Annotated in this window: 12 protein-coding genes; 7 read left to right on the forward strand and 5 right to left on the reverse strand. The window is 73.4% G+C overall.

The genetic code is table 11. The features are described 5' to 3' along the window. Nucleotides 1-28: 28 nt before the first annotated feature. On the reverse strand, nt 29-886 hold the full coding sequence (locus AB0I82_RS20110) for a 3-hydroxybutyryl-CoA dehydrogenase (protein ID WP_363258661.1): 858 nt from the start codon (nt 884-886) through the stop codon (nt 29-31). A 244-nt stretch (nt 887-1,130) separates the two neighbouring features. On the opposite strand from AB0I82_RS20110, the gene AB0I82_RS20115 reads away from it, so the two are divergent. The 4 genes from AB0I82_RS20115 to AB0I82_RS20130 all read left to right on the forward strand — a co-directional run bounded on the left by AB0I82_RS20115 (nt 1,131) and on the right by AB0I82_RS20130 (nt 3,978). Then, a complete protein-coding gene (locus AB0I82_RS20115) occupies nt 1,131-2,360 on the forward strand; it encodes a family 10 glycosylhydrolase (RefSeq protein ID WP_363259071.1) in 1,230 nt (409 codons plus the stop codon). A 189-nt stretch (nt 2,361-2,549) separates the two neighbouring features. Further along, nucleotides 2,550-2,747, forward strand: a complete 198-nt coding sequence (locus tag AB0I82_RS20120; RefSeq protein WP_363258662.1) for a DUF1918 domain-containing protein — start codon at nt 2,550-2,552, stop codon at nt 2,745-2,747. A gap of 124 nt (nt 2,748-2,871) precedes the next feature. Next, nucleotides 2,872-3,357, forward strand: coding sequence for a GNAT family N-acetyltransferase (locus tag AB0I82_RS20125; protein WP_363258663.1), 486 nt, complete (start codon nt 2,872-2,874; stop codon nt 3,355-3,357). 51 nt (nt 3,358-3,408) lie between these two features. Further along, nucleotides 3,409-3,978 (forward strand): histidine phosphatase family protein, encoded by a 570-nt coding sequence (locus AB0I82_RS20130; protein ID WP_363258664.1) that lies wholly within the window; start codon nt 3,409-3,411, stop codon nt 3,976-3,978. A 22-nt stretch (nt 3,979-4,000) separates the two neighbouring features. Here AB0I82_RS20130 and valS read toward each other — a convergent pair whose 3' ends face one another. Both valS and AB0I82_RS20140 read right to left on the reverse strand, forming a co-directional pair. Further along, nucleotides 4,001-6,577: a valine--tRNA ligase gene (gene valS, locus AB0I82_RS20135; protein ID WP_363258665.1), complete on the reverse strand. Its 2,577-nt coding sequence runs from the start codon at nt 6,575-6,577 to the stop codon at nt 4,001-4,003. A 61-nt stretch (nt 6,578-6,638) separates the two neighbouring features. After that, a complete protein-coding gene (locus AB0I82_RS20140; protein WP_363258666.1) occupies nt 6,639-7,598 on the reverse strand; it encodes a D-2-hydroxyacid dehydrogenase family protein in 960 nt (319 codons plus the stop codon). A gap of 197 nt (nt 7,599-7,795) precedes the next feature. On the opposite strand from AB0I82_RS20140, the gene AB0I82_RS20145 reads away from it, so the two are divergent. Further along, a complete protein-coding gene (locus tag AB0I82_RS20145) occupies nt 7,796-9,019 on the forward strand; it encodes a beta-ketoacyl-ACP synthase II (RefSeq protein ID WP_363258668.1) in 1,224 nt (407 codons plus the stop codon). Nucleotides 9,020-9,083: 64 nt separating this feature from the next. Continuing rightward, a complete protein-coding gene (locus AB0I82_RS20150; protein ID WP_363258669.1) occupies nt 9,084-9,632 on the forward strand; it encodes an N-acetyltransferase in 549 nt (182 codons plus the stop codon). Nucleotides 9,633-9,662: 30 nt separating this feature from the next. Here the strand turns inward: AB0I82_RS20150 and AB0I82_RS20155 are convergent, their stop codons facing one another. Then, complete coding sequence (locus AB0I82_RS20155) at nt 9,663-10,361, reverse strand: TetR/AcrR family transcriptional regulator (RefSeq protein WP_363258670.1); 699 nt, start codon at nt 10,359-10,361, stop codon at nt 9,663-9,665. 84 nt (nt 10,362-10,445) lie between these two features. Between AB0I82_RS20155 and AB0I82_RS20160 the strand changes: the two genes are divergently transcribed. After that, the gene (locus tag AB0I82_RS20160) at nt 10,446-11,387 is read left to right on the forward strand and encodes an alpha/beta hydrolase (protein WP_363258671.1); all 942 of its coding nucleotides are present in this window, start codon (nt 10,446-10,448) and stop codon (nt 11,385-11,387) included. On the opposite strand, the gene AB0I82_RS20165 is transcribed toward AB0I82_RS20160, so the two are convergent. Further along, the gene (locus tag AB0I82_RS20165; RefSeq protein WP_363258672.1) at nt 11,344-12,609 is read right to left on the reverse strand and encodes an MFS transporter; all 1,266 of its coding nucleotides are present in this window, start codon (nt 12,607-12,609) and stop codon (nt 11,344-11,346) included. The two genes, AB0I82_RS20160 and AB0I82_RS20165, sit on opposite strands and share 44 nt — an antisense overlap. Nucleotides 12,610-12,645 lie beyond the last annotated feature (36 nt).

Below are 12,645 nucleotides of genomic sequence, written 5' to 3' on the forward strand. Positions count from 1 at the left end.
CCGTCCGGCGCCCCCGTGGATCAGGGACTCAGTACGGGTAGAAGCCCGAGCCCGTCTTGCGGCCCAGCCGGCCCGCGTCGACCATCCGCTGCAGCAGCGGGGGAGCGGCGTACAGCGGCTCCTTGAACTCCTCGTACATCGAGTCGGCGACCGAGGCGACGGTGTCCAGACCGATCAGGTCGGCCAGCTTCAGCGGACCCATCGGGTGGGCGCAGCCCAGCTCCATGCCGTTGTCGATGTCCTCGCGGTTCGCGGTGCCCTGCTCGAACATCCGGATCGCGGAGAGCAGGTAGGGGATCAGCAGCGCGTTGACGACGAAGCCGGAGCGGTCCTGGGCGCGGATGGCGTGCTTGCCCAGGTGGTCGTGGACCAGCGCCTCGGCGCGCTTGATGGTCTCCTCGCCGGTGGTGAGCGCCGGGATGATCTCGACCAGCTTCTGCACCGGTGCCGGGTTGAAGAAGTGGATGCCGATGACCTGCTCCGGGCGGGAGGTCGCGACGGCGAGCTTCACCAGCGGGATGGAGGAGGTGTTGGAGGCCAGGATCGCGTCGGGGCGCGTCACGACCTGGTCGAGCACCTGGAAGATCTCGGTCTTGACCTGCTCGTTCTCCACGACCGCCTCGATGACGAGGTCGCGGTCGGAGAATTCGCCGAGGTCGGTGGTGAAGCTGAGCCGGCCGAGCGTCGCGTCGCGCTCCGCAGCGGTGATCTTGCCGCGCTCGGCCGCCTTGTCGAGGGAATTGGTCAGGCGGGTGCGGCCGATTTCCAGGGCCTCGCCGGTGGTTTCGGCGACCATGACCTCCAGGCCGGCCCGCGCGCATACCTCGGCGATGCCGGCGCCCATCTGGCCGCAGCCGACCACTCCGACGCGTTCGATGTCGGTCACATCGTGCCTTTCGCTGATCTTCGGGACCGGCGGGGGCCGTAAGGGTGCGACGCCCGCCTCGGCCCCGACGTTACTCCGCGCGCTGGTGCGCAGGGGCGGGCGGGGCGGGCATTCTGAGCGAGGAGAGCCGGACGCACCGGACGGAAGGGGCGGCGCTATGCGACGACGGCGAATAGGTGAAATCGCCTGGAGTGGTGCTACACGGAGAGGCTTCACGGTGGCGGCGCTGGGGGCGGCGTCCTCGATGCTGTGGACGCCGGGCGCGGCGGCGAGCACACCGGGCGGGGCCGGGAACCCTGTCGAAAGCGCAGGTCAGGGGCGGGGGAGGGGTGGCGCGGCCGGCCGCAGGCCGGAGTTCCGGGGGATGTGGCTGGCGACCGTGGTCAACCGCGACTGGCCCTCCAAGCCGGGCCTGACCGCCGCCCAGCAGCAGGCCGAGCTGGTGGCCTACCTCGACAAGGCGGCCGCCACCCGGCTGAACGCGGTGATCTTCCAAGTACGCCCCACCGCCGACGCGCTGTGGCCCTCCCCGTACGAGCCGTGGTCGCAGTACCTCACCGGCGTCCAGGGCCGCGACCCCGGCTGGGACCCGCTGGACTTCGCCGTCCGGGAGGCCCATGAGCGCGATCTGGAGCTGCACGCGTGGTTCAACCCCTACCGCGTCGCCAACCACACCGACCCCGCGAAGCTCGTCCCCACCCACCCCGCCCGAGTGCACCCGGAATGGGTGCTGCCCTACGGCGGCAAGCTCTACTACAACCCCGGCCTGCCGGAGGTCCGCGCCTTCGTCCTCGACGCGATCATGGACGCGGTGCGCCGCTACCCCGTGGACGGCGTCCACTTCGACGACTACTTCTACCCCTATCCGGTCGCGGGCCAGGTCTTCGACGACGACGCGGCGTACGAGGAGTACGGGGACGGCTTCCCGGACCGGGCGAGCTGGCGCCGCGACAACATCGACCAGCTGGTGCGCGAGCTGGGCGAACGGGTCCGCGGCACCCGGCGCACGGCCCGCTTCGGCGTCAGCCCGTTCGCCGTCTGGCGCAATCAGGCCACCGATCCGACGGGCTCCGACACCCGAGCGGGCGTACAGACGTATGACGATCTCTACGCCGACACCCGGAAATGGGTCCGCGAGGAGTGGCTCGACTACGTCGTCCCGCAGGTGTACTGGAACATCGGCTTCGCCGCCGCCGACTACGCCAAGCTCGTGCCCTGGTGGGCCCGGACCGTGGACGGCACCCGTGTGCACCTCTACATCGGCGAGGCGCTCTACAAGGCCGGCGACCCGGCCCAGCCGGCGCCCTGGCAGAACCCGAAAGAGCTCTCCCGCCACCTCACCTTCGACGCCGGCTACCGGCAGGTGCGCGGCAACGTCTACTTCTCCGCGAAGGAGGTGGCCACGGACCGTACGGGGGCGATGGCCCGGGTGGTGGCCGACCACTATCCGTCACGGGTACGGCCGCCGCGCTGACCGTACGTGACCCGGCCGGCGCCGCTCCGGTACGCCGATGGCCGATCGCAGACGGCGCCCGGAACGGACTCCGGGCCTAAACTGGCCGTAGGGCGCGCGGCTCCCCCAGCGGCACGGCTCAGCGCCCGCGACGACTGCGTGCCGGCGTGTCCGGGCGCATACCGACCATCCGGACGGAGGTCATCTCTGATGGAGGCCCAGAAAGGCGACCGGCTGTTGATGCACGGCAGGATCGTCGGCCAGCACGACCGGGTCGCCGAGGTCGTCGAAGTACTCGGCACAAACGGGACCCCGCCGTACCGCGTCCGCTTCCAGGACGGCCACGAAACGATCATGTCGCCCGGCCCCGACACCGTCGTACAGCACGAGAAGATGGCGGACGGCTGACGGCGACCGACAGCGAGCTACCAGGCAGGGGCCCGGCGGGAGACCGCCGGGCCCCTGTCCTGTACCGGCCCACGGGGTGGGAAATCCGCTCGACGGTCCGGTGACCGTGTGCCAGGCTCCGGCCATGATCGACAGCCCCGGCCCGCCGCTGCCCGCCCCCGACGGCTACGACATCTCCACCGACCCCGCGCGCCTGGACCGCGACCTGGTCCACCACTGGCTGGCCACGGACGCGTACTGGGCGCTGGGCCGCAGCCGCGAGAAGCAGGACCGGGCGATGGACGGGTCCGTGAACTTCGGGGTGTACGAGACGGCGTCGGGCCGCCAGGTCGGGTACGCCCGGGTGGTCACCGACCATGCCACCTTCGCCTGGCTCTGCGACGTCTACATCGACCGCGCCGCACGCGGCAAGGGGCTGGGCGGCGCGCTGGCCGCCGCCGTCCGCGACCACCTGGCGCCCGGCGGACTGCGCCGGATCATGCTCGCCACGGAGGACGCGCACGGCGTGTACGAACGCGTCGGCTTCCGGCGGGTCGCGGACACGGAGAAGTGGATGACGCTCGGGGCGGAACATCACGCTCCGGCGGTCAATGCCGAACATGCCCCGTAAATATGTGACTTCACGGGTTCCCGGCGGCGAGAGCGCTCTTACCATCACCGAATGACTGTTCGCCTCACGCTGGTCGCTGCCGGGCGCAGCTCCTCGTTACTCGAAGCGCGCTTCGACGACGACCGGCCGCTGGACGCGATGGGGTGGCACGAAGTCGAGCGGGCGGCGCCCGCGCTGAGCCCGCTGGCCGCCGCCGAGCTCCGCTACTGCTCGCCCTCGGCCCGCAGCCGCGAGACCGGCGAGCTGCTCGGCCTCACCCCACTGGTGCAGCCCGCGCTGCGCGACTGCGACATGGGCCGCTGGCGCGGGCGCACGCTGCGCGACGTGGCGGCCGCCGAGCCGCAGGCCGTGGACGCCTGGCTGGCCGACCCGCGCACGGCCCCGCACGGCGGCGAGTCCCTGCTCGCGTTCATCATCCGGGTCGGCAACTGGCTGGACACCCGCCCGGTCGGCGACGGCGGCAGCGCCCTCGCCGTCGCCGACCCCGGGGTGATCCGCGCCGCCCTCATCTACGCCCTCAAGGTCCCGCCCCACGCCTACTGGCGCCTCGACGTCCTGCCCCTCTCGGTGACCGCCCTGCACGGCCACCCGGGCTCCTGGACCCTCGTACTGTCGTCCTGAGAGCCCGCACTGCTCTGCGCTCTCAGAGCGTGACGTCGACCGTGAGCGGCGCCGGGCCGGGGCGTTCTTCCGTACGTGCGATCCGTCCCGCCGCGCGGACATCCGCGGCGACCAGGGCGAACGCCTCCAGCGCCGGGGCCGGCCCGGTGATCGCCGCCCCCGCCACCGTCGTCCGCATGGACACCTTGGCCGCGGACTTCGCGCGGCGGACCGCGGTGAGGACCTCCGTCGCCGTGTCGAGAAGCGCGGGGTCCGCGCCGCCCGCGAGCGCGCGCAGCGGGTCCGCCGCCGGCCAGGGCGCGCGGTGCACCGAGCCGGGCGCCCACCACGACCGGACCTCTTCGGTGACGAACGGCAGGACGGGTGCGAAGAGGCGCAGGAGGGTGTCCAGCGCGGTGGTCAGCGCCGCCCGCGCCGAGGCCGCCCCCGCGGCACCGGCGTCCCCCGTCCCGTACGCCCGGTCCTTGACCAGCTCCAGGTAGTCGTCGCAGAAGCGCCAGAAGAACCGTTCCGTGTGGTCCAGCGCGCGGGCCTGATCGAAGTCCTCGAAGGCGGCGGTGGCTTCCTCGACCGTCGTGGCCAGGGCGGCGAGCAGCGCCCGGTCCAGCGGCTCGGTGACCGGGGTGCCTTCCTCGACCGGCGGGAAGCCCAGGACGAACCGGCTCGCGTTGAGGATCTTGCTGGCCAGCCGACGGCCGATCTTCATCTGGCCGGTGTCGAAAGCAGTGTCCGTGCCGGGGCGCCCGCTCGCCGCCCAGTACCGCACCGCGTCCGATCCGTGCTGCGCCAGCAGGTCCAGCGGTGTGACGGTGTTCCCCTTCGACTTGGACATCTTCTTGCGGCCCGGGTCGAGGATCCAGCCGGAGATCGTGGCGTGCCGCCAGGGCAGCGTGCCGTGCTCGGCGTGCGCGCGGACGACGGTGGAGAACAGCCAGGTACGGATGATCTCGTGCGCCTGCGGCCGGACGTCCATCGGGAAGACCCGCCCGAAGAGATCGGGGTCGGCCGGCCAGCCGCCCGCGATCTGCGGGGTGAGGGAGGAGGTCGCCCAGGTGTCCATGACGTCCGGGTCGCCGATGAAGCCGCCCGGGGCGCCGCGCTGCGCCTCCGTGTACCCGGGCGGTGCCTCGGCGCTCGGGTCGACGGGCAGCGCCGCGGTGTCGGGGACGAGGGGCTTGTCGTAGTCCGGCGCGCCCGTGCCGTCCAGCGGGTACCAGACCGGGATCGGCACGCCGAAGAACCGCTGCCGGCTGATCAGCCAGTCGCCGTTCAGGCCGCCGACCCAGTTCTCGTACCGGACCCGCATCCGGTCGGGATGCCAGCTCAACTCCGCGCCGCGCCGCAGCAGTTCCTCGCGCAGCTCAGGGTCGCGGCCGCCGTTGCGGAGGTACCACTGACGGGTGGTGACGATCTCCAGCGGCTTGTCGCCCTTTTCGTAGAACTTCACGGGGTGGGTGACCGGGCGCGGCTCGCCGATCAGCGCACCGCTCTCCCGCAGCAGGGCGACGACCCGCTCGCGGGCGGTGAAGGCCGTGGCCCCGGCCAGCTCCGCGTACGCCGCCCGGGCCCGCTCGCTCTCCAGCGCGGCCGGCGGTTCCGCGGCGAACCGGCCGTCCCAGCCGATGACCGGGCGGGTCGGCAGCGCCAGCTCGCGCCACCACGTCACGTCCGTGGTGTCGCCGAAGGTGCAGATCATGGCGGCGCCGGTGCCCTTCTCCGGGTCGGCGAGCCGGTGCGCGAGGACGGGCACCTCGACCTCGAAGAGCGGGGTGCGCACGGTCTTCCCGAACAGCTCCTGATAGCGCGCGTCGTCCGGATGCGCGACGACCGCGACGCAGGCGGGCAGCAGTTCCGGACGCGTCGTCTCGACGAGGAGGGGCGCGCCGGTGGCCTCGCCCGTGCTCGCGAACGCCAGCCGGTGGTAGGCGGCGGGCCGCTCCCGGTCCTCCAGTTCGGCCTGGGCGACCGCCGTACGGAACGTGACGTCCCACAGCGTGGGCGCCTCGGCCAGGTACGCCTCGCCGCGTGCGAGGTTCCGGAGGAAGGCGTACTGGGAGACCGTCCGCGCCGTGTCACCGATCGTGCGGTACGTCCGCGTCCAGTCGACCGACAGGCCGAGGCGCCGCCACAGCTCCTCGAAGGCCTGCTCGTCGACGGCGGTCAGCCGCTCGCACAGCTCGATGAAGTTCCGCCGGGAGACGGGTAGTTGACGCTTGCCGGGCTTCTCGGGCGGGGCGAACTCCGGGTCGTACGGCAGCGACGGGTCGCACCGCACCCCGAAGTGGTGCTGGACGCGCCGCTCGGTCGGCAGCCCGTTGTCGTCCCACCCCATCGGGTAGAAGACCTCCCGGCCGCGCATCCGCTGGTAGCGGGCGACCGCGTCGGTGTGGGTGTACGAGAAGACATGGCCGATGTGCAGCGAGCCGCTGACCGTGGGCGGCGGGGTGTCGATCGAGAAGACCCGCTCCCGCGGGACGGAGCGGTCGAATACATAGACGCCCGAGGTCTCCCAGTGTGCGGACCACTTGTCTTCCAGCCCGTCGAGGACGGGCCGCTCGGGAACGGCGCGCGGGCGCTGCGGGAGCTGAGGGGGCGTCATGCGGATCCATGCTAGTGACGCCCCCGCGCCCGCCGCCCGGCAATTTCCGCCCCGCGCGCCCTCAGCCCAGCTGCCGCACCGGCGCCCCCGCCACGAACGCCGCGATGTCCTCCACCGCCTGCTGGAAGTACCCCTCGTAATTGCGTCGCGTCACATAGCCCAGATGCGGTGTGGCCAGCAGATTCGGCAGCGACCGGTACGAATGCCCGGCGGGCAGCGGCTCCTGGTCGAACACATCGACCCCCGCGCCCGCGATCCAGCCGCCGCGCAGCGCCTCCGCGAGCGCGTCCTGGTCGACGATCGCGGCCCGCGAGGTGTTGACGAGGTACGCCGTCGGCCGCATCCGCCGCAGCTCCGCGGCGCCGAGCAGCCCCCGCGTCCGCTCCCCGAGCACCAGGTGCACGGAGACGAAGTCGCTGCTCTCCAGCAGCTCCTCCTTGCTCGCCAGGCGCTGCACCCCGGCCGCCCGTGCCCGCTCCTCCGTCAGGTTCTGGCTCCACGCCGCCACGTCCATCCCGAAGGCCTGCCCGACCGCGGCCACCCGCGTCCCGGTCTTCCCCAGTCCGAGGATGCCGAGCCGCCGCCCGTACAGATCGGCGCCCACCGTGCTCTGCCACGGCCCGCCCTCCCGCAGCGCGGTGTTCTCCTGAACGAGGCCGCGGGCCAGGCCGAGCAGCAGCGCCCAGGTCAGCTCGACCGGCGGCTCCGTATTGCTGGCCGTACCGCAGACGGTCACGCCGTGCCGGGCCGCCGCTGCCAGATCGATCGCGGCGTTGCGCATACCGGAGGTGATCAGCAGCCGCAGCCGGGGCAGCCGCGCGAACAACTCCTCGGGGAACGGGGTGCGTTCCCGCATCACGACGAGGATCTCGCAGTCCCCGACCGCCTCGACCAGCCGGTCCCGGTCCCCGATGTACTCCCGCACGACGCGTACGTCGACGTCCTCGGCCACCGCGCTCCAGTCCGCCATGGACAGCGCGACGCCCTGGTAGTCGTCGAGCACCGCACACCGCAGCTTCATCCCGGCCCCTCCCATGTCGATCTTCGTCTTGGTTATGTGGAGACACTACAACATCCGCTGGCCGGACTCCGTTGATCGCGCTATCTGTCGTTCCGTAATTCCCTTGGCAAAGTGGCTGATGAGCCGACAGCTCGCCCCGTCTCGGGTCTGTTGGGCCGCACGGGGAGTTGTCTCGTTACTACAAAGGGGACCCGCTCATGAGCATGAACACCCACAACGTCGTGGTCACCGGTCTGGGCGCCACCACGCCGCTCGGCGGGGACGCCGCGTCGACCTGGAACGCGATGCTCGCCGGACAGTCCGGCATCGGCCCGCTGGAGGAGGAGTGGGCGGCCGCACTGCCCGGCCGGATCGCGGGCCGGCTCGCGGTCGAGCCGACCGAGGTACTGGACCGGGTGCAGGCCCGCCGGATGGACCGCTGCGAACAGGTCGCGCTCGTCGCGGCCCGCGAGGCATGGGCCGACGCGGGCACGCCCGAGGTCGACCCGGAGCGGCTGGCCGTGGTGATCGGTACGGGCACCGGCGGCGCGCTCACCCTGCTGGGCCAGGACGACGTACTGGAGGCGTCCGGTGTGCGCCGGGTGTCGCCGCACACCGTCCCCATGCTGATGGCGAACGGCCCGGCCGCGATGGTCAGCATCGAACTCGGCGCCCGCGGCGGCGCCCACACCCCCGTCAGCGCCTGCGCGTCCGGAGCCGAGGCGATCGCCATGGGCCTGGACCTGATCCGGCTCGGCCGCGCCGATGTGGTCGTCGCGGGCGGCGCCGAGGCGTGCATCTGCGGGCTGACGATGGCGGGCTTCGCGCAGGCCAAGGCCCACTCGACGCGCAACGACGAGCCGCAGCGCGCGTCCCGCCCCTTCGACGTGGACCGGGACGGCTTCGTCATCGGCGAGGGCGCGGCCGTGGTGGTACTGGAACGCGCGGAGTTCGCCGCCGCCCGGACGGCCCGCGCCCACGCCGCCCTCGCGGGGGCCGGTGTCACCTCGGACGCCTTCCACATCACGGCCGCGCACCCGGAGGGCCAGGTCCGGGCCATGCGCCGGGCGCTGGCCGAGGCCGGGCTCACGCCGCAGGACATCGGGCTCGTGCACGCCCACGCGACCTCCACGCCCAAGGGCGACCTCGCCGAGGCGCAGTCGGTCACCGAGGCGATCGGCAGCCACCCGGCCGTCACCGCGACCAAGTCGATGACCGGTCACCTCTTCGGCGCGGCGGGCTCCCTCGGCGCGCTCGCGACGATCCTCGCGGTGCGCGACGGCGTCGTGCCCGCCACCCTGAATGTCGAGGCGCTCGACCCGGAGGTGAAGCTCGACGTCGTCACCGGTGCCGCGCGCCGGGTCGCCGTCCCGGCCGGCCTCACCAACTCCTTCGGCTTCGGCGGCCACAACGCGTCGCTGGTCTTCACACCGGCGCCCTGATCCCCGAGGTCGGCCCCCGTTTATTCCGTCGCCCCGCGGGCCCCCACGACTCAGAATGGGGGCCATGACGACCAGTACCCCCACCACCTCCGCCTCTTGGCGTACCCGTCCCGAGGCGTCCGGCGACGCCGCCGCCGTACGGAAGGTCAACCTCGCCGCGTTCCCCACCGCCGAGGAGGCCGACCTCGTCGACGCGTTGCGCGCCGACCGGGACGCGTGGCTCGACGGCCTGTCGTGGGTGGCGGAGGCCCCGGACGGCACGGTGGCCGCGCACGCGCTGCTCACCCGCTGCCACGTCGGTGGGGAGCCCGCGCTGGCGCTCGCCCCGTGCGCGGTGCTGCCCGAGCACCAGCGTGCGGGGGCGGGCTCCGCGGCCATCCGTGCCGCGCTGGACGCCGCCCGGGCGCGCGGCGAGCGCCTCGTGGTGGTGCTCGGGCACCCCGGCTACTACCCCCGGTTCGGCTTCCGCCCGGCTTCCCGCTGGGGCATCAGCGCCCCGATGGAGGTCCCCGACGAGGCGATGATGGCCCTCCCGCTGGACGCGCCCGGCACGGATCCTGCACGGCCGGTCCCCGCCGGAGTCATCCAGTACGCGACCGCCTTCGGCCTCTAGAGGGGCCACTCAAGGGGCTGCTCAGAGGGGTTACTGGGGCGGTGCCAGCAGCCCGGTGAGGACCCGGCGCATCGTCCGCTCGAACAGCGCCTGCGGGTCCTCCGCCGGGCCGGCTCCGGGCCGTTCCGCCAAGGCGGCCGCGAGGTGCGGATGGTCTCCCCGGGCGGCCGCCGCGCTCAGATAGGCGGCCTGCGCCGCCCGGCGGCCGCTGTCCGCGCCGCCGCCCTGCAGCTCTGCCCGGGCGAACTGCGCTACCAGGGCGTTCAGCAGGGCGACGACCTCCAGCCCGGTCCCGCCCGGCAGCCCGGCGGGTGCCATCGCCCGCAGCGCGTACTCCAGGTAGTCCAGCCCCCGGGGGCCCAGCCGGAGCGGTTCCGGCGGGATGTCGGACAGCCAGGGGTGCCGCAGCTGGACGGCCTTGGTGCGGGCCGCCAGGGCGGCCAGATCCGCGACGGGATCACCGCTGAGCGGGACGTCGAGGTCGATCTCTCCGGTCACCGCGTCCGTCATCAGGTCGAGCAGATCCGCACGGCCGGCGAGATAGCGGTACAGCGAAGCCTGGCCCGTGCCCAGCGCCTTGGCCACCTGCCGCATCGACACCGCCGACAGGCCGCTCCGGTCCGCCAGCTCGACGGCGACGGCGGTCAGCTCGGCGCGGCTGTGCACCGCCGCCGGGCCGCGGGCGCCGCGCTCGGGCCGCGCCCAGACGGTCACAGGTTCCCGGTCCACTCCGCCACCCGCTTCCTCCCGTTCCCACGCTGCATCCCCTATCCTAGAAACTGCGAACACCGATCGCAGTTACGGGAGGTTCTCATGTCCGCATCGCCGACGGATGCGCCGACGACATCGCCGACGAACCCGTGGAGCCCGGTCCGCTGGGCCGAGAACGGCCCGGTGCGACTGGCCTTCGACCAACTGGCCGAAGGGGCCGACGGCGAGCCGCTGCTGCTGGTCACGGGGCTGGGTGTCAATCGGCTGTGGGTTCCCGACGGACTGTGCCGGCTGCTGGCCGCGCAGGGGTTCGCGGTGGCCCGGTACGACCAGCGCGACGGCGGGGAGTCGACCCATCTGCCGCCCGCCGCCGCGGGCAATCCGCTCTCCGCGCTGTTCGGCAGGCGCGGCGAGGCGTACACCGCCGAGGACATGGCGGACGACGCCGTCGCGGTCATGAATGCGCTGGGGTGGCGGTCGGCGCACCTGCTGGGCGTCTCGCTCGGCGGCGCCGTCGCGCAACGCGTGGCACTGCGCCACCCGGACCGGGTCCGCACGCTCACCACGATGGCCGCCGTCCCCGCGGACGTCTCCGGGCTGCGGACCCTGCGGTACATAGGGAAGCGGACCCTGGCGAAGTTCGCCCGGCTGAGGTTCCCCGACACACGCGAGGGGGCAGTCGCGGCCGGCCTCGGCGTCTCCCGGCTCCTCGCCTCGCCGCACCGCCCCTTCGACGAGCGGGCCGCCCGGGAGGCCGCCGAGCGCAACGCCGACAGCGGCATGCACGACCGGCAGGCCCAGAGCCGCCAGATCGGCGCCCAGTGGCACGGCCCGCCGATCAGCACCATCGCACGCCCCACGCTCGTCCTCCACGGCGCGGACGACCCCCTCATCAAGCCCACCGCAGCCCGGGCAATCGCCTCCCGGATCCCCGGCGCCCGCCTGGTCCTGCTGCCCGGCGTCGGCCATGAACTCCCGGAACACGCGTGGGACGGCCTCGTCACCGCACTCCGCGGGCCGGCGGACGCCTCTCGCCGCTTGTGACGGAGGCCGATCGCGACGCTGCCGCGCGGCGGGGGAGCAGCAGCGGGGTCGCCAGCAGGAGCACGCCGGCCAGCCCGATGGCCGCACGCGGACCGAGGAGACCGCCCAGTACGCCCCAGACGGCCGTCAGGAGCGCGGTCGAGGCCTTGGTCGTCACCGTCCAGGCGGACAGCGTGCGGACGACCCGGTCGGTCGCGGTGCGTTCGAGGCGGTAGGTGGCGTATACGGGGTTGAAGACGCCGCAGCAGAAGATGAGCCCGAGCTCGACGCCGATGACCAGCAGCAGCCCTCCGGTGCCCGGCCCCACGAAGGCCAGGCCGACGGGCCAGATCGCGCGCAGCGCCCCGGTCGCGACCAGGACCCGGTGCTGGCCGAACCGGGTGACGAGCGGCCGGGCCAGCCGCGAACCGAGCAGCCCGGCGATCGAGGGTGCGGCGAAGGCGAGGCCGTACTGCCACGGTGCGAACCCGAGCCGGCCGAGCATCAGGACGGCCAGCAGCGGCTGGGTGGCCATGACCAGGCCGTTGAACAGCGCGGTGTTGAAGAACAGTGGACGCAGCGCCGCGTCGGTGAGGATGTGCCGCCAGCCGTCGAGCAGGTCCCCGGCCCGCAGGCGCGCGGCCTCCCGGCGCTCGGGCCGCGGCTCGTGCCCGCCCGCCGCGCGGATGCCCAGGGCCGAGAGCAGGTAGCTGACCGCGTCGGCCAGCACCGTCGCCACCGGGCCGAGGAGCCCGATCGCCGCGCCGCCCAGCGGCGGTCCGATGATCGTGGTCGTCCAGGTCGTGGACTCGAACCGGGCGTTGGCGACGAGCAGGTCCTCGGCCGGCAGCAGCGTCTTCAGGTACGCGCCGGAGGCGGCCCGGAAGGAGATGTCGGCCGCCGCGACGACGACCGAGACCAGCAGGAGCTGCAGGAAGGTGAGCGCGCCGAGCGCGTACGCGGCCGGGATCGTCAGCAGCGCCGCGCACCGGACCAGGTCCATCGCGATCAGCACCGGCCGCTTGCGGCGGAACTCCACCCACGGGCCGAGCGGCACCGCCACGAGCGCGCCCACCGCGGCCCCCACCGAGGAGAGTGCGGCGACCTCGGCCGGTCCGGCGTGCAGCACCTGGATGGCGATCAGCGGGAACGCACCGAAGGCGAGCCACGTGCCGAGCGCGCTGGTCCCGTACGCCCCCCAGAGCCACCCGAACGGCCGCCCCAGCCGGTGCCCGCTCCCCATGCCCGCCGCCCCTCGCTTCCGGGGACGCCCAGGCTT

It is taken from the genome of Streptomyces sp. NPDC050315 (assembly GCF_040655775.1).
In the GTDB taxonomy this organism is placed as follows: domain Bacteria; phylum Actinomycetota; class Actinomycetes; order Streptomycetales; family Streptomycetaceae; genus Streptomyces.

Bases quoted from the DNA above. Each gene is read 5' to 3' on its own strand.
- AB0I82_RS20150 (WP_363258669.1), top strand. From the start codon at position 9,084: ATGACGACCAGTACCCCCACCACCTCCGCCTCTTGGCGTACCCGTCCC.
- AB0I82_RS20125 (WP_363258663.1), top strand. From the start codon at position 2,872: ATGATCGACAGCCCCGGCCCGCCGCTGCCCGCCCCCGACGGCTACGAC.
- AB0I82_RS20120 (WP_363258662.1), top strand. From the start codon at position 2,550: ATGGAGGCCCAGAAAGGCGACCGGCTGTTGATGCACGGCAGGATCGTC.
- AB0I82_RS20130 (WP_363258664.1), top strand. From the start codon at position 3,409: ATGACTGTTCGCCTCACGCTGGTCGCTGCCGGGCGCAGCTCCTCGTTA.
- AB0I82_RS20140 (WP_363258666.1), bottom strand. From the start codon at position 7,598: ATGAAGCTGCGGTGTGCGGTGCTCGACGACTACCAGGGCGTCGCGCTG.
- AB0I82_RS20145 (WP_363258668.1), top strand. From the start codon at position 7,796: ATGAGCATGAACACCCACAACGTCGTGGTCACCGGTCTGGGCGCCACC.
- AB0I82_RS20165 (WP_363258672.1), bottom strand. From the start codon at position 12,609: ATGGGGAGCGGGCACCGGCTGGGGCGGCCGTTCGGGTGGCTCTGGGGG.
- valS (WP_363258665.1), bottom strand. From the start codon at position 6,577: ATGACGCCCCCTCAGCTCCCGCAGCGCCCGCGCGCCGTTCCCGAGCGG.
- AB0I82_RS20160 (WP_363258671.1), top strand. From the start codon at position 10,446: ATGTCCGCATCGCCGACGGATGCGCCGACGACATCGCCGACGAACCCG.
- AB0I82_RS20115 (WP_363259071.1), top strand. From the start codon at position 1,131: ATGCTGTGGACGCCGGGCGCGGCGGCGAGCACACCGGGCGGGGCCGGG.